Raw genomic sequence first — 18,415 nt, forward strand, 5'->3', positions numbered from 1 at the left:
GCATGAGTCGACTTAATCCCTCTACGCTTAGGCGGAGCTCACCCATGATCGCCCTGAACTCCGACGTGGTCATAGATGCATTCGGCAGTCGCAGGACGGAGCTCGTTAATACGCGTGATCCATTAGCCCACTCAAGAACTCGTCCTTCTTGAGCTACCCTTAGTGTCTCAAAAAGCTGCTTATCGTCACGCAGCTTTGTAAAACTACGATTGTTGTACAGAAGAGGCGCCATATCGACCGACCGAGAGGATCCATCGCTGAGTGACACCAGCACTCGGAGGCCAACTAGACAGCTAACCTTTGTAATTCCAGCTTGCTCGTGTCCAGCGCCCATTTCGATACCTTTTAAGACCGGATGATAACCCGGATTGATTAGCCCTAGACGTCTGGGTGGCTAGCCTTTGTGGCTGGGACTAGGGGCATCAAGTGTGCGCCGCGAAAACCCTGCCAATCATCTGACACTGAACCGCACCGGAAATTCCGGAGGCTGTTTGGTTTAAGTTATGCGGCCATGGCCGGTTGTTCCAGTGTCGCGTAGAAGTTTGCCTCAGCTTCCGCTGGCGGGATGTTTCCAATGGGTTCGAGGAGGCGCCGGTGATTGAACCAATCCACCCATTCGAGAGTGGCGAACTCAACAGATTCGATGTTTCTCCAGGGTCCGCGCCGGTGGATCACCTCGGCCTTGTAGAGTCCGTTGATGCTCTCGGTGTTGATTGCCACTGAGAAGTGACCCGTTAGGCGGGACTATTTCCATCGAGATTTGACCCATGTTCCAACCGTGCCCTGGCTGTTTTCAGCGGGGGCTGTGGAGTGATCGACATGGCGTTACTGAGCGTTATCCGACGCTGGCATTTTCGAGAGCATCTATCGATCCGGGAGATCGGCCGCAGGACCGGTCTTTCCTGGAACACCATTCGCAAATATCTTCGATCCGACGGCGTCGAGCCGCAGTTCAAGGTCCCCGATAGACCGAGCAAACTGGATCCCTTCGCGGATCGGCTGGCGGCATGGTTGAAGACGGAAGCCAATAGGCCGCGCAAGCAAAAGCAAACCCTCAAACAGCTTCACGCCAATCTGGTGAGCCTGGGGTTCGAGGGGTCCTACAATCGAGTGGCAGCCTTTGCCCGAGAGTGGCGAGCGGACCGGCAGCGTGAGCTGCAGACCACAGGTCGCGGGACATTCGTGCCGCTGAGCTTTGCCCCTGGGGAGGCCTTCCAGTTTGACTGGTCCGAAGACTGGGCCATCATCGGCAGTGAGCGCACCAAGCTGCAGGTGGCGCATACCAAGCTCAGTTATAGCCGAGCCTTCATCGTCCGGGCCTATCTGCTGCAAACCCACGAGATGCTGTTCGATGCTCATACCCATGCCTTCCGGGTACTTGGCGGCATTCCGCAGCGTGGCATCTATGACAACATGCGGACCGCCATCGACAGGGTCGGCCGCGGCAAGGAGCGGGACGTCAATGCTCGGTTCCTGGCCATGGCGAGCCACTATCTGTTCGAACCTGAGTTCTGCAATCCCGCCTCAGGCTGGGAGAAGGGTCAGGTCGAAAAGAACGTGCAGGACGCTCGCCACCGGCTCTGGCAGCCCATCCCCCGCTTTCCAACGCTGGACGCGCTCAACGACTGGTTGGAGACTCGTTGCAAGGAACTCTGGTCCCAGACCGCTCACGGCAGAATGGGTGGCACTATTGCCGATCTCTGGGCGGAGGAAGTGCCAAGCCTCATGCCGGCATCGCGGCCGTTTGATGGCTTTGTCGAATATACCAAGCGGGTCACGCCAACCTGCCTCGTGCACCTGGACCGCAACCGCTACAGCGTGCCGGCCTCGTTTGCCAATCGACCGGTCAGTCTCAGGGTCTATCCCGATCGGATCGTTGTCGCGGCCGAGGGCATGGTCATCTGCGAGCACCATCGCATCATCGATCGCTCCCATGATCAGCCCGGCCGGACAGTCTACGATTGGCGCCACTATCTCGCTGTGGTGCAGCGCAAACCGGGCGCGCTACGCAATGGCGCGCCTTTTGCCGAACTGCCAGATGCCTTCAGAACGCTGCAGCAGCACCTGCTCAAGAAGCCGGGCGGTGATCGGGAGATGGTCGAGATCCTGGCGCTGGTGCTGCAGCACGACGAGAATGCCGTGCTCGTGGCCGTGGAGATGGCGCTGACGGCGGGTGTGCCCACCAAGACCCACGTGTTGAACCTGCTGCATCGTCTGGTTGACGGCAAGGCCATTACACCGCCGACCATCAATGCGCCCCAGGCTCTGGTGCTGACCAAGGAGCCCAAGGCCAATGTCGAGCGCTATGACGCGCTGCGCAAAGCAGCGGAGACCCGTCATGCGTCATAACCCTGCCGCCGGCGCCGTTATCATCATGCTCAAAAGCCTCAAGATGCATGGCATGGCCCAGGCCGTGGGCGAGTTGACCGAGCAAGGTGCTCCCGCCTTCGAGGCTGCCATCCCGATCCTGTCGCAACTGCTCAAGGCCGAGACGGCAGAGAGGGAGGTTCGATCGACCGCTTACCAGCTCAAGACCGCTCGCTTCCCTGCCTATCGCGACCTCAATGGCTTCGACTTCTCCAGCAGCGAGATCAACGAGGCACTGGTGCGCCAGCTTCATCGCTGCGACTTCATCGAACAGGCCAACAATATCGTGCTGGTTGGCGGACCAGGAACAGGCAAGACCCACATTGCCACTGCCATCGGTGTGCAGGCGATCGAGCACCATCAAAAGCGTGTTCGCTTCTTCTCGACCGTCGAATTGGTCAACGCGCTCGAGCAGGAGAAAATGCAGGGTCGAGCTGGTCAGATTGCCGGTCGACTTGCCCACGCCGATCTCGTCATTCTCGACGAGCTGGGATATCTGCCATTCAGTGCTTCAGGTGGCGCCTTGCTCTTCCACCTGCTCAGCAGGCTCTACGAGCACACCAGCGTGATCATCACCACCAATCTCAGCTTCAGCGAATGGGCCAGCGTCTTCGGCGATGCCAAGATGACCACTGCGCTGCTCGACCGGCTCACCCATCACTGCCACATCCTGGAGACCGGAAACGACAGCTTCCGCTTCAAGAACAGCTCAGCCCATCCGCCGCCAAAACCAAAGGAGAAACCTAGACCCTTGACCGCAGCAGCCGACCCGAAACAAAACTAACAGGCGGGTCACTTCTCAATGGAAACCCCGGGTCACTTCTCGGCGGAAATCAACAGTTTGAGAGCGGTCTGACGCGAGCCCCCCCTGCTACGGCCTTGGCGTCGGGCCATCGAGAAAGTCTCAGGTCTGTCGCAATAATTGAAAACTGGCCCAGCGCCGAAACAACCACGGACGGATCACCGTTGGTTAGATCCAGCAGCGCCACTGTCTCGCAGCTTCAGACGCTTCGTCTTGGCGATCTATACTGGTCGGGCCGAAGCGAACATCAACAGAGTGCAGAGCGATACGCGAAAGCTTAGGCCGAAGGGCCTTTAGGGATAGCATCTCGCTTAGCCGAGATACCTCTTTGGCACTATACAGACGCCTTTCCTTAGTCGTGCGCTGCGGGGTGATCAGGACATGCCCTTTGTAAACACGCAGGATTCGCACACTCACAAACCCGTGGGATGAGCAGATTCTGGCGATGTCAGTCAAATTTACGCTCCAAGCTTATTCATCCCAAGCTCCCTTCAGCGTCGTTATTAGGTAGGACCTTAGGTCCGGCTCAAGGGAGAAACAGCATAAGCGCGAAAAGCCCGGACGTACCAACGGCAGCTAATGGGGTAGCGTGACAGACCAGCGAATGTCCGAAAAGGGGTCGGCAGTTGCCATCGTCCGCTCCGCGGCGGACGACAGCTATTTCGAGATCGTCTCCTGAAAGCTGCCAGTCCGCTGTCGGCCCCACAACAGCCGAAGCTTTTGCCTACATAAAACTAATGGGAACCAACGTCTTCAACTAGGCGAGCGTCTCTGAGCATCTGGACCGAACTGCTTTTCCCATCGGGTTTTCCACGTCGTAGCTCGTCCGTGTTCTTGCTATGTCTGTCTCGGATTGGTACCAAAAAGATTCATTTCAATCGGTGCCGATCCATGAGCGCGACAACTCCAGAATATTCGCAAAAGCGCTCGGGTGCCTACTTCACGCCGAGTGACGTCAGTGCGTCTCTAGTCGCTTGGGCGTGCCGCACACCCTCAGAAAGGTTACTCGATCCGTCGTGCGGGGATGGCGAATTTCTCGTACTTCATCCTAATAGCGTTGGAATCGAACAAAATCCTCTCTCAGCACGTCTAGCTATTGAGCGTGCTCCTGGTGCACTTGTCCACGAAGGCGACTTCTTCGCCTGGGCAAGCGAAACGAATGAGCGATTTGAATGCGCGGCAGGTAACCCCCCTTTCATTCGATTTCAATCGTTCTCGGGCGAGTTGAGACGTCGCGCAATCAAGCTCTGCGAGCGGCTAGGAGCAAATTTCAGTGGCCTGACCTCATCCTGGGCGCCATTCCTTGTTGCGACAGCAGGTCTACTAAAACCAAATGGGCGGATGTCTTTTGTTGTTCCCGCTGAAATTGGCCACGCCCCTTACGCAGCACCTCTACTTGACTTCCTAGTCTCATCTTTCTCAACGGTACATATTCTGGCTGTGCGCCAAAAACTTTTCCCAGCCCTGTCTGAGGACTGCTGGCTGTTGTACGCTGACGGTTATGGTGGAGTGGCCAAGACAATTGATTTTACCGATATGGACACTTTCAGGCCCTCGATGACTGTGCCACCACCTACGGTACGAGTAGACATCGCTGAGTGGCAGACTGTCTGGAACCGGAGGTTAAGGCCTTATCTCCTCCCTGCTGCAGTTCGGGACCTCTATGCTAGCGTTCTGGCTGACCCAGGCACGACACAACTGGGGGAGTTTGCTCAAGTTGGCATCGGCTATGTCAGCGGAGACAATTCTTTCTTTCACTTGCGGCCTTCGCAAGCGAAGCATCTGAAAATCCCGCCTACTTTCCTACAACCTTCGTTACGCAACGGTCGGTCAATGCCACCGGCAGTCATTACTCAGGCGACAGTTGAGCAATGGAGACGTTCCGACGACCCTATTTTGCTACTACATCTGCCGAAAAATGGAGACATCCCTGCGACGGTACGCTCATACCTTAACAGCAGTGAGGGGCAGCGGGCGCGAGAAGGCTACAAGTGCCGCAATCGCGCTCCCTGGTACGCTGTGCCCGACGTTCAAATACCCCAATTTATGATGAGCTACGGGTCAGGTCGCTCTGTAAATTTGGTTCGCAACGACGCCGGCGTTAGTTGCACAAATAGTGTCCATGCCGTTCGGATACGTGATTACAAAAGAGCTAATGAACTCCTCCCTTATTGGTCGTCGCCATTTGTGCGCCTGAGTTGTGAGCTTGAAGGTCATGCGCTCGGCGGCGGAATGCTAAAGCTAGAGCCCCGAGAGGCTAGTCGAGTACTATTTCCTGCGATGCCTCCTGTTCGATTAGGATCTGCGGACGAGCTTGAGGACGCGATTGTCTTAATGCAGCATTGGCGTCACTACGACGGTTAATAGGCTGTAGAATCGCTGTTTTTATCTTAGCCTCATTCCGACTAGACAATTTAGAGGGATAGTTCATTGGCTAAGAAAGCAACTAAAAAGAGCGAGGCCTGGGTTTACTTCGATCACATCGTCGCAGATGCTGCACCCAGAGGCCTGCATAGCAACCCCTGGATCCTCAATGAGAAAGGCCAAGCCGTTTTCTCTCCTGACTTTGATACTCTGCAGCGCCTTCTAGGCGTGCCTCTCTATTTGGCGGCGGGAACCCAATCAGGCGTACCTGCCCTCGCCCTAGATGTTTGGTTAAGCTATGAATTCAGGCGCGCGGGATTTCAAACCGACCAGGTGTGGCCTCGACCTTCCCATCCTCGCATTTTACCGGCCCCCGTTGCAGCCCTAATCTCGAACCTAAACACGCCATTTCGTAGAGAATTGGAGCGTGTCATCGCAGATACAGCGAGCATAAAGGGGGTTACCTCGGCTTCAAGCATTATCCTGGGCAAGAACTACACGAAGCAAGTTGACGTGGTGATATCGGACTGGGCTACAGGTCCAGAGTTGCTGGTCTCAACCAAAAGAATGGATTCGTCTTATGGAAAGAACGCGGCAAACCGCGTTGAGGAATCTTATGGCGACGCGAAAAATCTTAGATTGCGCCATCCCCTCGCGTCCCTCGGATTTGTTTTTGGGCTGCGCTCCGATATTTTCGAGAAAGCGCCAAATAAAGCGCCTTGGCTCTTCGACCTGTTGGAAAAGCTTGGACAGGAAGATGACGCCTATCACGCAACCTGCCTAGTGCTGATGGAGTACGACGGCACCTCGTATCAGGTCCCGGAACCAGATGGTGACAATAGCACTGCCGAGCTACCAGGAACTGGCAGCGACGATGAAACAGCAGAATTGCCCGCTGAACTCCCTGAAAACGAAATCGCAAAGGGTTTAGCAAACTTGCCGAAGGTTTCGATCCTTCACGATAAAACTCCAAATGAACTTGCTCCTGCCCGCTTTCTTGCGACTATGGTGATGCGGATCCTATCCACCACGCCCGTCACAATGCACGCAGAAGCTAGAGCGCGTATGGCAGCAATAAAGCCTTCTATAAAGGCCTAATTATCACAAGGCCCGATAGTTAAGTGCGCCATGGATGACACAATAGGAAGCACCTGCGACCCTATCGTTAGTGTAATGTGGGGTTCCACTTTAATCTTCTCGGGTCTTTTGAGGAGGCCGATGTCAGATTGGCGGACCTGCTCAGTTTGCTTTCGTTTGCAATCAGAATGGAGGCAGCACGACCTGCTGCCTCCTCAATAACTCTCCGGGCTGCAGATTTGTTGTAGGATGAGCCCTGAACAGTTGCTACAAGCCCCTGTTCGCCCAACCCTAATTCCCCTTCGATACGAGCGGCTAACAGGGTTGCTTGAGCAAGGTCGGCAGACCCAAGAATTGACGCATGTCCAAGCATTACTGCGATGAGGGCGAACATCCGAACATCGAAGGCACGGATTGACTAGTGGAGCGATAAGTCTCCGAAAGTGCAAGATATGAGGGAAGGATGACCACGATGAGCAACGATAGTGGGGCTGATCGGCGGCCGAGCGCTGCATGCCCGTCGATATAGGTAGTCAGAAGCCAGAGAATTGGCCAAAAGTTAGCGCTAGCGGTGGCGAAATGCATTAACGAGCACTTAAATGGTAATCTGGCTCCAGGGAATAGCTGTATCTCACCAGGCAATCCGCACCCAACTCTTACGGACGAGTTTTAGCAGCATCCTTTGCCCGCGCTACAATATGATCAAGGGCTCCCTCAAGGGCCTCTTCAACCACTAAATAGCCATACCGCTCGCCGTATAGGCTCGCTTCTTTGATCTTTCTTACTAGGTCAGGCTTCAAGTAAACTAGGTATTGAATGCGGCCATCGTCCCGCGGGGCTTTCGGCATGGGCACTTCTCCGCCGGCTCGACCCCCTCTTAAGGTGGTCTTGCGAAAATCGATACACTGACGAATATCGCAGAAAAAGCCTTTCTAACTTACTCCGACAATCTGTCTTCAGGCCAAATTTACATCAATTGCCAAGCCGACGCTAAGCCACGTAGCTAACTATCAGCTAGCTAGCTAGTTGAACTTGAGTGCAAAGCTGTGAAAACTCCCCTCAGGGCCACGCAGCGGCCACCGACATCAAGGTGTCCATTCGTTCAGGCGGTAAGCTCCGTGTTTGCAGCAGTTGTTCGTCCTCCCATTCAGCCAACCCATTGGGTCGGCTTCTCGTCCTACAAGTGCAAGGCCATGCAATATCCGCGACGCTGCTGTCGGGACTTCCTGGTGCTGGCCACTCTCGATCCGGCAACTAAGAGGATCGAGCCAATTGAGCTGGCCTCCTATGAAAAACCGAGAGACTGTTTCTTTGCGGTCAAGCTTGAGCGCGGCGGCGGGAGCTCCATCGCATTGCTGTGCGATCGAACAACTAACGTCGCCCTATCCAAGGCCAATGAGCAATTAAAAATTGCAGTGCCACGCTCCGCACTCAATGGGCCGGCTGTAGAGACCGCACGCATGATATGGTCTCGTCGCGGCCTGCAGGTCGATCCTCAGTTCACATTGGAAGTCGCGGACATTCTGAGCGAAGGTCCTGTTGCGGTTGGTCACGCTCTGAAAAATCGTGTCAAACATCACCAATTCGCTGCCGATTGGATCATGACCATGGCATGTAAAGGTCTGCTAGATATTCATATTCGCGGCCCATTCGGGGCGGACACCGTTATCTCGGCCCGAGAAACCGCCTGATTCTTGTTGAGTCAATCCAGGAAATTTCTGGCCTCCCAGATTTGGTTGGCGGTGCCTCGCCGAGCTTCGACAGCGCAAACACCCCAGACGGCAAAAACCCTATTTTGCTAAGTATCTGATTCTATTAACTAAAATGCTGCTAGCTAGCAAGCTTGCAAGCACTATTTTTCGCTTAATTGAGCGAGATTTGCCTTTTTCAAAAATTTCGAATGATAAATGGGCATGCGCTCCTAAGCCGCTCTGCTCATTAGGAAACCAGACAAACCGTTGGAGAAATAAAGTGTGACGCAACTAAAATAAAAAGGGACGTTCAGGTTGGAGCCTGAACATCCCTGTATTCCACCGGATCGCCGTCAAGCCTATCCGCCATCACAACCTTCATCAGCTGCCCTTTGAATCTGCCATGACCATCATTGAAGGTCAAGCAGGCTCGTGGGTGGGCAGGAACAATCATGTCCAAAATATCCCTTCGCGAACAGCTTTTCAGCGACCAATTCGCAACGCTTATCCCCTGCCTTCGATCCGACCTCAATTCAGTCGAGCCTGCCACCAACAATGCTTTGAGAACTGCCGGAAGCAGCACACGCTCGATGGGCGGCAGCATGCTGCTCGGCTCGGTTCGACTACCCGTCCAATTCGATTCAGAATTGGAGCGGCGCTGCGTTTTGCAGTTTCTCGCCGATGACGATATCGTTGGGATCCAACTCCAGGCTGTCCGAACGCCTCATCGGCTCATCGATGGCAAAACTTCCACTATTTGGGACGTCTTCGTAACCCTCGCGAATGGGCTGCGAAAGCTTGTCTCCGTCAAAGACTTTAAGGTCGCCGCGTCGGACCGATACAAGGCTCTTTGGCGAGAGATTTGTGCTGGAATCCCGCCCGGCACGGCGGACGTAGCCCAGATTTATACTCAGCACCACATCGATCCCGTCAAGGTCGATACGGGCAACCTCTTCAACATTGCTTTGACCCACGACCGCCCAGAAGCGGCCGAGCTCGCCTACGATTTCATCATTGATGAAAATCGGGAAATGACGATCGGCCAGATTTGCGCACATCTGCGCAGACTACGACCTGTGCCTATGGCGGATCATTTCTTGGCGCTGTCGACCGAGTTCTGGGCAGTCGTCTGGCTCTTGGCGAAGCGCGCCGTTCATCTGTGCGCCCACGACTATATCGGCATGTCGACGCTGGTTATGCCATGACCAGCGTGAATATCCTAGAGTTCACTCCAGCCGACCTCGTCACGATCGATGGTGTGGCGCACCGCTATCTTGGGCAAAGTCAAGACGGTCTCATTTTCGCGCCGGTTGGTGACGAACGCTCTCATCTGACAGAGATATTGAATTCCCAAATCATGGCTATGCTGACCCAGCCGGGGCGCTTGTCCATCGACCGTGAGCATTTTAAGCGCGGCCGCCGGAAATGAGCGGGCGCATTTCCCGTGGCTCCGGGGCTCCATATGCAAGGTACACGGTCGGCGCTGCTGACCGTGTGTTCTTGAATAAGGTTGAGGTACGCACCAAAGCGACCGACGCAAAAGCGGTATATTTTCATGAGCTTGGTGCGCCCGACGCAGTTCATCAGGTCCTATGGACAGAGATAGATGCCCTGACAGATGCTGGTATTCTGTCTTTTGAGAAGGACTACTACTCCAACGCCAGCGCCAAGTTGAAGGTCGCAAGGCGAATGGCTCCGCTGCACGACCTTAACGATATCAAGCGATCTGATCTGAGCCTGAAATATACCGCGGTCATGGAGGTGCGCGACTTCATGAAAAAGCTGCCACTAGATATCGAGAGACGTAAAGAGGTCGCGATAAACGAGGTTTGGCCTCAACTGCGTCTACGTAATCTGTCGAGCGAATTTCCAAGCCGCATCGCGAAAAAAGAGCGCCTGCCGCTGTCCACCTGGAATGACTGGAACAATGCACTGCTCGAATGCAACGACAATCCACAAGCATTGATCGACACACGTGCTGGCCAGTCAAATTACCGCATTCACGAGGATGTGGAGGACCTTCTCGACCAAGCCGTTACGCGTTGGCTGCGCCCCCACGGGGGTACGCAGCCCCATCAGCATAGATCGCTCGAACGAGCAGTAACAAGTTTGAATGAAAGCCGAGCAGTTCAAGGTCTGAAAGCGCTGGATGCGCCATGCCTGAAAACTTTCCAACGCCGCGTCAAGGACGTCGACGCATTCATGCGGCTGGCGCTCAAGCACGGCATTGAGACGGCGGAAAAGGCTTATAGGGAAAACGTAGGTGGCCTTTTCTCCTTCCGGCCAGGTGAGCGAATTGAAGTCGATGGTTGGTATGTTCACCTTCATTCTTTGCTTGAAAAGGAAGACGTGGCGCACCTGTCACCAGACGAGAGGAAAAAGCTCAAAACCGTTCGGCTCTACATAGTTGTCGCAATCGACACAGCCACTCGCATGATCGTTTCAGTCAAATTTGGCTGGACGGAAGATGAAACTCTGATCCAGGGAGCACTCCGAGAGACCATTCAGGACAAGTCACCTGTCGCCCGAGCGCTTGGCTGCAAAAATAGCTGGGAGATTAGGGCTTTTGGGACATTTGTGGCCGACAACAACCCGGCGTTCAAAACCGCTGACATCACTTGGAAGACGTTGAAGGCGATGAACACTCGGCAGAGTTCGATCGCTGGCATGGCCTGGCACCGCGGACGTATCGAGAGGTTTTTCAGAACCGTCGCCACCAAACTTCTGACCCTGATCCTGGGTCAAACGGGCTCCAATCCGAGGGACCGCGACGACTACCAAAACGCAAGTTATGCCGTTCTTTCCCGACGGGAGGTCGAAGAGGCACTCATCTTATGGATCGTCGACGTTTATCACAGTGAAAAACACGACGGCACCGGCATTTCTCCCAGACGCGCTTACTATATCCTCTCCCAGATTTACCCGCCCTATCCTCCGCTCGCCCCTCGCCAGATTTCCGAGATTTTCGGGCTTGAGGTCCGCTATCGTTTGGGCGCTGCAGGCCTAGTGATCAACTATACGCAATATCAGTCGGACCAACTTCAGCTTCTGCGGCAGGCAATCGGGGACGGTGCATTTGTAGACGTCAAAATTGACCACGAGGACCTCCGCCAAGTGCTAGTCAAGATCCCCAAACGTCTGCAGGCACGCCAGGAATATCGCGGCGAACAGTGGATTTCCGTACCGCATCCAAAGATCGACAGGCGCTTCAGTTTGCGTGACCTCGACGATGCAAGCGACGAGCTCGCAGAACGGTTTGGTTACGATTGCGAAACCAGCGAGGCTACTGCCCGTGCGGCCATGGAGACCCTCAACCGCAAAGTCGAGGAAGCAACCGCGAGACAACTGTCCCGGCCTCCAATCGGCCGCGAATACCTAGAGGCTCGACAAGAAAAGAAGGTCCACGAGTTCCTGCGTTGGGGCGATCCAGATTTCCTGGCGGCTCAGAAGGCTGAAGTGCATCAGCCGTTCCTGATCCCGGGTGCGGTCGAGCCGGCGGCGACGGACCTACCATCGTCTATCGACTATTCCATAAAGGACTGATCATGAGCGCATCAAACATCAACCTTCCCCCACTTTCCCTCGCCGAGCAGCTGGAGAAGGCTCGAATAGAGTTCCCGCGCGACAAGGAACTCGACGAACAGCTGACATGGCTGACCTCTCGCCTGTTCAACCGCCGCGACCTACAAAAACCCTACGGGCATAACAACCGGGCGCCGCAACATGCACTTGTCGTGTCGGGTGCCACCGGTGCGGGCAAGACGACCACGCTGGAAAGGGCGATCCGTGAACGCGAACCCACACTCATTGACCCAGACGGTAATTGCCTAAAGGTGCTCTCGGCGCCCCTGCCCTCCCCCTTTTCCGCCAAAGAATTCGCGCGACAGCTCCTCAACATGATGGGCACGACGACGACCGGAAAACTGAATGAACCGCAGATGTGGGAAATGGTCAGCCATCACTTGAGGGAGAACAGAATTGGTCTCGTACATTTCGATGAGATTCAACGATTTACAACAGTAAAAACGATCGGGAGAGCCGACCGATCTGTCGCAGCCGACCGCTTTTCAGCCACCATAAACGAGCTCATCAGCCACCCGGCATGGCCCGTCGCTTTGGTGGTCAGCGGAACCGAGGAGACCGTACCGCTATGGAATTCGAAAAACATGGACCAAGTTCGGCGTCGGTCCAGGTTTGTCATCTTTGAGCAGATGACCCCGCATTACTACCCTGCTCTTGAAGCCTCGCTGAGGCATTACGCGACCAAAGCCAACCTTGCGTTCGACATCAACGTCAATGACCTTGGCCAGAGAATTTCCCTTGCTGGAGAAAAGACCGTTGGTATGGCACTCGAAATATGCCGCGAAGCAGTTCTTCTCGCTGCACAAGAACAAGCGCCCGCCGTCACTCTCAAGCAGCTGGGCAGGGTCTACGCTGCTCGCAATGGTAGCCCCGCAGACGAGAACCCGTTTTATGTTGCCTATGTCGGTAAACTAGACCTGCGTGAAAAACGCGATATCGCCGAACTCGACCAGGCCCGTTAGCTATGCAAGACGCAACATCGAGATGCACCTTGGGCGTCAGGGCCGAATTGCACAGCGGTCAAACCCTCAACAGCTTCGTTTGTGCACTTGCATCGCGGACTGGTCTTGAGCGCATTGACCGTTTTTGTCGAGCCTTCGGCTTAAATCGTCGGTCGCTAATTGCCGGCGATCCGACGGCCATCGCTGCACTGTCAGCGCTCTGTGCCGTACCGTTGAGAGAGCTCCTGGGTGCTAGGACACGAAACGGCCCGAAATACCTTTTGGCAGCTAACCTGATCGCATTCGACGACCGATCCCCCACGGTGCGGATGTGTCCGGATTGTCTTCGTGAAGACGCCCTTCGCATTCCGGGTGATCCGATGTACATGACTGGTTGGCAGCGCGCTTCCTGGTGCCACAGGTTGGTCCATGTCTGCGTGCACCATCAAAAACGACTGATAGCCTTACCACTCGTTGCGGGCGTTCCGGCTGAAGACTTTGCGGTCCATCTTGGCCAGTTCAACACTCCAGATGATTTGCCCATAGCTGTGCGCGTGCCATCATCGCCAACGGATGAATACCTCACAAATCGGCTTTCTGGAGCTGAGACCAGATGGACGTTTCTCGACAGTATGACGCTGCCTGATGCGCTGTTTTTGAGCCAATATCTCTGCGGCACATATCGCCCGCGGAGTTGGCCGCTCCCGCCAGAGGACAGTGCCGAGCGCCGAGCACTCATGGACCAGGGCATCGAAATTGCTTTAGCGGGCGAGGCCGCAGTTGCAGAACGCCTAAGAGAAATCAGCCGCGCTGCCAACCCTGACAATGTCACTGAAATTGGTTTAAGACGGGTGTTTGGCCCGCTATTTCAGCGCCTTGACCGCCTCGCACGGAACGACATGCTCGCTGTCCGACAGATGGTGGTGGCGATTGGTACCGAGCAGCGGATCATGCCTTCGCAGCAAACAGAAGTCCTCGGCCTCCCAGTCCCCGGCGAAGGCCGTTTGACCGTAGCTCAAGCAGTCATACGCTTTGGTGTGGCCGAGGCAGAACTGCGCGCAATACTGATCGACCAGAAGGTGATCTCTGAGGTTGGCGAAGACGTCCCGGCGGATGAGTTAAGCTTCAATGTCTTTCCGGTAGCGGACCTTCTTTCCAAATTGAGGCGTAGCCTACACAACGAGAAGGCCGCAAAAGCGCTGGGGATACATCACTATCACCTGGATGCGCTGTGTAATGCAGGCCTGATTGCGCCATTGTTCAGCCGGCAAGGCCCGGCTGCCGAGTTAATCCGCTATTTTGAACGAGCAACACTTAAAGCTTTCATTTCCCGCCTCCGGCAACACTGCACTCCGGCGACGGGAGACACAGGGCTACTCGACATCTGGCACTCTTCGGTGCGCTGCGGCCTGCCGTGGACTGCAATTCTAAACGCTGCCTTAGAGGGAAAGATTGCCCTGTTCTCAGCGGAGGCCACGGTATTCACCTTGGGGGACATTCTGGTCGACCCTAAACATCTAGAACCGTTCACTGCGAGCGCAGATGTTCTGCTCACCCTCGAAGACGCAGCGCGCATCCTTACGATCAATCCCACCTCGATGCGAAAGATTCTTCGCGAGGGTTTCTTGCCATCTGAAGCCTGGATCGATCCGGCAACGAACCGCGACGTTCGTGGCATTCGAGAGAGCGCGCTAAAGACATTCGCTGCGCTTTACGTCAGTCAGAACGCACTCCGAAAGCAGCTGGACTCCTCGTCTCCAGGAATTGCTCGGGTCCTCCGCAGGACGGGCGTTCGCCCGGCGTTTGACCAAGATCGCATCGGAGTGAGCCTTTACCGCCGCAAAGACATTTCTCGCGTTCAAGGAAGGATTTTGCAGGTGCTGAGTGACATCGATCTCAGGACGGGAAAAAAGCGCGCTCGCCGAACCGTCAGTCTTTGAGCCGATCGCTTACTTAGTCGTAAAAACAATTTTTCCACGGCGTCGACATTGGCATTGGAGACGCGAAGCCGCCCTGGTAAATCTGGCACCATGCCGACTTACCGACTCCGCGTCTCTCGAAGCTTTGGTAATGCGAAAAAGGCTCGAGTCAAAGAGGAGAGATCAAATACAACGAATAAAACTAGCATGCGTGCAATAAGAAGTGACTCTTTTGTCCTCTGCTCAGCCCTTTTCGGCGCTATACAAGATCTTCCGCAGCATCTTTCTCGGATGCGCGCCAACTGAGGGAACGAATGAGGCTCCATTCCCAGTATGTTGCTGGCACCGTACGAGCTCTCATCAGTCCCGAAGCAAAGTGGTCGGTCTATCACGTTCGCCATATACGGCGAGGCAACGAGGTACCCTCTCAAAGAAAACGGCGCATTTAGATGTGCGATTACGCAGGCGCCTGCTGCTTGACTGCGCTGGCAATCTTTAGCAATGAGCCAAACACCTCGACCACGAAGACGGATGGCCTAATTAAAGGCGTCGCTTTATAGGCCGGCTAGCCTGACGATCGGCTCATCCAGTCTTGGCTATTCCTCGCGTAAAGCGAGCCGCAAATGGTCCCAAAAAGGCTGGAACATGTAGCTCAACACTGCGCGGTCTGCGAGCTGAACATAAGCTTCGACCGGCATGCCAGCCACCAAAACGATATCTTCTGGAAGTTTCGCCAACTCATCGTCTGCTATAACTACTCGGACCGAGTAGAAAACAGCGCCCGTGGCGGGATCTCGGGTGACGTCCGGAGCAACCGCACTGATCGATCCAACCAGTTCCGGAGTGGTCCGGGGGTTCAGACCGGAAAATCGGAGAACCACCTCCTGGCCGACATGAACCTTATCAACATCGACGATCTCGATCCTGGAGTTCACGATCAGAGGGTCATCGCTTGGCACGACGAGCATCAACGTTTGGCCGGCCTGAACGACGCCGCCTTCCGTGTGGATGGCGAGTTCATGAATTATTCCGCCTTGAGGTGCACGTATCTCCGTGCGCTTGAGCCGATCCTGTTCTGCCAACCTTCTCTGCGAAACCTCGCTGATGCTTCTACGAACCTGCGCCAATTCGTTCAGAGCGACATTCAGGTGTTCATAGTCGATTTGAGAGATCTGCAACGTTTTCTCGGCGGATGCGGCGCGCCCCTCGGCTATAGACGCCGTGATTTGACCCAACTGCCCTTGTGCGACCGCCAGCTCTTTGTGCAACGCGGTTCCGCGACTCTCATTGACGAGTTGGCTGGCGAACAGGTGATCGAAATCGGCTAGCTCGCTTTTAAGAATGCCAATCTGGTCAGAGATGGCCTTCTGCTGCTGAACCAGCCCATCCTCCTGACGATCAAGCTGGATCACCTGTTCCTGAAGTTGGGCGATGCTTCCCTTACGCGTGGCTTGCCGAGCCCCTAGGATTCGCTCTTCGAGCAATTGCACGGGTCGCAAATCGTCCTCGGAGAAGAACTTAGTCGCACTCTCTGGAATTTCGAAGGTGGCGTCTCCAGACGCTTCAGCCAAGAGACGCGCTTCCTGTACCAAAAGCTGGCGCAATTGCGCGTCTGACGATTCCAGGGCCGCAGCAGCTGACGTTTGATCGATCGACGCAAGCAGTTGGCCAGCCTGCACCTTATCCTCATTCTGCACGAGAAGCTCAGAGATGACGCCGCCTTCTGGGTGTTGGACCTGCTTGGCGCTGGATTGGACCATCAAGGACCCGTGGGAAATGATCGCACCTGAAACTTCTGTTGTGGCGCCCCAAGCGATCAACGCTCCGAAGAGACCCACGATCGAAATCAAGCCGATCCAGCCATGAAGCTTGAGGCTCGCCAAGTCGTTTCGGTTTTGCGCTGCTTCGCTCATTGGGCGGGCACTTTGATCGGGAGGACGTTCTGTGCCGGCTGCACAATTTTCTTCAGGACTTCGTCCTTGGGTCCAAAGGCGGCTTGTCGCCCGTTTTGAACGAAAAGAACCTTATCGACCGCGTTCAATGCACTTGGTCTGTGCGCGACGACGATGACGACAGAACCACGTTCTTTCATCTTCTGGATGGCTGCTGAAAGAGCGGCTTCTCCCTCTGAATCCAGATTGGAATTTGGTTCGTCGAGCACGATGAGAAACGGAGAGCCGAACACTGCTCTAGCAAGGCCAATGCGCTGGCGCTGACCTGCGCTCAGGAGATCGCCTTGTTCGCCCACACGCGTGTTGTAGCCATCCGGAAGCGAGCTGATCAATTCGTGCGCACCGGCAGTCATCGCGGCCGCGATGATCTGCTCGCTGTCGGCTTCCGCGGCGAAACGCGAAATGTTCTCCGCCACCGAACCGTCGAACAACTCCACTCGCTGCGGGAGATAACCGCATATCCGCCCGATCTGACCAGACCGGTAGTGGGAGAGCGGCGCGCCATCGAAGCGCACCTCGCCTGCCAAGTGAGGCCATATGTCGAGAAGACCCTTCGCCAGGGACGATTTCCCCGATCCCGATGGTCCCAGAACACCAACTGCCTCTCCGGCGGAAAGGTCAAACGAGACGCCACCGACAAGAGCAGATTTTGAACCCTGAGGTGCCGTGGCCAATCCTCTGACCGTCAGCGTCTGTCGCGGCAAGGACAACTCGACTTCACGCTCGTTCCGTTCGGGATTGTTCAAGACGACCTTGATTCTGGCCCATGATTGCCGAGCCGTCACAAAGGCGCGCCACTGGCCTACGATCTGCTCGACGGGCGCAAGCCCACGGGCCGTAACCACCGAAGCGGCGATCATTAGGCCGGCGGTCATCGAACCCTGGATGACAAGGTAAGCACCGAGAGCAAGGACTGCCGACTGCAGAAAAAAGCGGAGACCTTTTGTTGTGGCTGAGAAGAAGGCTGCTCTGTCGCCGGCAGTAACCTGGGCCGAGAGCATTCGATCGGTTTGTTTGGACCATCGACGCTGAAGGGCTTCACCCATTCCCATCGCGACCACGGTTTCGGCATTGAGCCGAACGTCGTCGGCCTGCCTTTGCCGCAACTGCTGCTGCGAAGTGGTCTCTTTGGCTGGATGCTTCGACAGAACTTCATTGGCGATCATGAGCATCACGACTACCAAGCTTCCGCCCACGGCCAGCCATCCGAGCCAGGGATGAAAAAGGAAGACCAGACCCAAATAGAAAGGAACCCAAGGCAGATCCAGCAGCGTCAATGGGACGGGACTTGCCAAAAACTGCCTTACGGCGTCTCCATCGCGGACGGGGTCGAGGTTGGACCGATTTCCGGCTGAGAGGCGCATGCGGATGCCAGCCGAGAGCAGTCGCCCCGAGATCTTGGAATCGAGCACATTGGCAAAGCGTGCGGACATTCGCGATCGCATTGCATCTAAGAATGCGTAGAAAGCGAACAGCCCGGCTATCAAGATCGTGAGCACGACCAATGTGGGCACCGACCGACTGGCTAGCACCCGATCGTATACCTGCAGCATGAACAGTGGTCCGGTCAGCATCAGCAGGTTTGACACCACGCTCAGCACAACCATTGCCGCTATTGGGCCCCGAAGGCCCTTCGTCAGAGACTTTGCGTTGACAGTCAACTCGCACACTCGGGCTGAAGCCTAGATGATTTTGCAGCGGGCATGCCCGCTGCAATTGC

12 protein-coding genes and 1 pseudogene are annotated in these 18,415 nt (G+C 55.5%); 10 read left to right on the forward strand and 3 right to left on the reverse strand.

Translation table 11 applies throughout. The annotated features are described in order from the left end of the window. Window positions 1-501: 501 nt before the first annotated feature. Window positions 502-705 (reverse strand): annotated as a pseudogene (locus ASE94_RS02060) (IS3 family transposase); the annotation flags it as partial. Window positions 706-819: 114 nt separating this feature from the next. Here ASE94_RS02060 and istA point away from each other — a divergent pair. The 10 genes from istA (at window position 820) to ASE94_RS02105 (ending at window position 14,764) form a co-directional block, all read left to right on the forward strand. After that, a complete protein-coding gene (istA, locus tag ASE94_RS02065) occupies window positions 820-2,349 on the forward strand; it encodes an IS21 family transposase (RefSeq protein ID WP_062629093.1) in 1,530 nt (509 codons plus the stop codon). Beyond that, window positions 2,339-3,151 carry an IS21-like element helper ATPase IstB gene (gene istB / locus ASE94_RS02070; protein WP_062629008.1) on the forward strand — a complete coding sequence of 271 codons (813 nt, stop codon included), beginning with the start codon at window positions 2,339-2,341 and terminating at the stop codon, window positions 3,149-3,151. Before istA ends, istB begins: the two co-directional genes overlap by 11 nt. 909 nt (window positions 3,152-4,060) lie before the next feature. After that, window positions 4,061-5,533 carry an N-6 DNA methylase gene (locus ASE94_RS20415; protein ID WP_082460789.1) on the forward strand — a complete coding sequence of 491 codons (1,473 nt, stop codon included), beginning with the start codon at window positions 4,061-4,063 and terminating at the stop codon, window positions 5,531-5,533. Between the two features lie 66 nt (window positions 5,534-5,599). Further along, the gene (locus ASE94_RS02075) at window positions 5,600-6,631 is read left to right on the forward strand and encodes a hypothetical protein (RefSeq protein ID WP_062629009.1); all 1,032 of its coding nucleotides are present in this window, start codon (window positions 5,600-5,602) and stop codon (window positions 6,629-6,631) included. Window positions 6,632-7,728: 1,097 nt separating this feature from the next. Further along, complete coding sequence (locus ASE94_RS02080; RefSeq protein WP_156351757.1) at window positions 7,729-8,301, forward strand: hypothetical protein; 573 nt, start codon at window positions 7,729-7,731, stop codon at window positions 8,299-8,301. A 413-nt stretch (window positions 8,302-8,714) separates the two neighbouring features. Beyond that, entirely contained in the window at window positions 8,715-9,506 is a 792-nt protein-coding gene (locus ASE94_RS02085; protein ID WP_156351759.1) for a hypothetical protein, read from the forward strand. Beyond that, the gene (locus ASE94_RS02090; RefSeq protein ID WP_062629012.1) at window positions 9,503-9,730 is read left to right on the forward strand and encodes a hypothetical protein; all 228 of its coding nucleotides are present in this window, start codon (window positions 9,503-9,505) and stop codon (window positions 9,728-9,730) included. The genes ASE94_RS02085 and ASE94_RS02090 overlap by 4 nt, the downstream gene beginning before the upstream one ends. Continuing rightward, complete coding sequence (locus ASE94_RS02095) at window positions 9,727-11,844, forward strand: DDE-type integrase/transposase/recombinase (protein WP_062629013.1); 2,118 nt, start codon at window positions 9,727-9,729, stop codon at window positions 11,842-11,844. The genes ASE94_RS02090 and ASE94_RS02095 overlap by 4 nt, the downstream gene beginning before the upstream one ends. Window positions 11,845-11,846: 2 nt before the next feature. Next, on the forward strand, window positions 11,847-12,845 hold the full coding sequence (locus ASE94_RS02100; protein WP_062629014.1) for an ATP-binding protein: 999 nt from the start codon (window positions 11,847-11,849) through the stop codon (window positions 12,843-12,845). 29 nt (window positions 12,846-12,874) lie between these two features. Beyond that, a complete protein-coding gene (locus tag ASE94_RS02105) occupies window positions 12,875-14,764 on the forward strand; it encodes a TniQ family protein (RefSeq protein WP_162236028.1) in 1,890 nt (629 codons plus the stop codon). A gap of 575 nt (window positions 14,765-15,339) precedes the next feature. Here ASE94_RS02105 and ASE94_RS02110 read toward each other — a convergent pair. Beyond that, a complete protein-coding gene (locus ASE94_RS02110; RefSeq protein WP_062629016.1) occupies window positions 15,340-16,656 on the reverse strand; it encodes an HlyD family type I secretion periplasmic adaptor subunit in 1,317 nt (438 codons plus the stop codon). Further along, window positions 16,653-18,302 (reverse strand): type I secretion system permease/ATPase, encoded by a 1,650-nt coding sequence (locus tag ASE94_RS02115; RefSeq protein ID WP_062629017.1) that lies wholly within the window; start codon window positions 18,300-18,302, stop codon window positions 16,653-16,655. Before ASE94_RS02115 ends, ASE94_RS02110 begins: the two co-directional genes overlap by 4 nt. Window positions 18,303-18,415 lie beyond the last annotated feature (113 nt).

Origin of the sequence: Devosia sp. Leaf64, from assembly GCF_001421945.1 — a bacterium.
Taxonomy (GTDB): domain Bacteria; phylum Pseudomonadota; class Alphaproteobacteria; order Rhizobiales; family Devosiaceae; genus Devosia.

What these genes read in the sequence shown, in the direction of transcription:
- istA (WP_062629093.1), top strand. Translation starts at nt 820, where the DNA reads ATGGCGTTACTGAGCGTTATCCGACGCTGGCATTTTCGAGAGCATCTA.
- istB (WP_062629008.1), top strand. Translation starts at nt 2,339, where the DNA reads ATGCGTCATAACCCTGCCGCCGGCGCCGTTATCATCATGCTCAAAAGC.
- ASE94_RS20415 (WP_082460789.1), top strand. Translation starts at nt 4,061, where the DNA reads ATGAGCGCGACAACTCCAGAATATTCGCAAAAGCGCTCGGGTGCCTAC.
- ASE94_RS02090 (WP_062629012.1), top strand. Translation starts at nt 9,503, where the DNA reads ATGACCAGCGTGAATATCCTAGAGTTCACTCCAGCCGACCTCGTCACG.
- ASE94_RS02095 (WP_062629013.1), top strand. Translation starts at nt 9,727, where the DNA reads ATGAGCGGGCGCATTTCCCGTGGCTCCGGGGCTCCATATGCAAGGTAC.
- ASE94_RS02100 (WP_062629014.1), top strand. Translation starts at nt 11,847, where the DNA reads ATGAGCGCATCAAACATCAACCTTCCCCCACTTTCCCTCGCCGAGCAG.
- ASE94_RS02110 (WP_062629016.1), bottom strand. Translation starts at nt 16,656, where the DNA reads ATGAGCGAAGCAGCGCAAAACCGAAACGACTTGGCGAGCCTCAAGCTT.
- ASE94_RS02115 (WP_062629017.1), bottom strand. Translation starts at nt 18,302, where the DNA reads ATGGTTGTGCTGAGCGTGGTGTCAAACCTGCTGATGCTGACCGGACCA.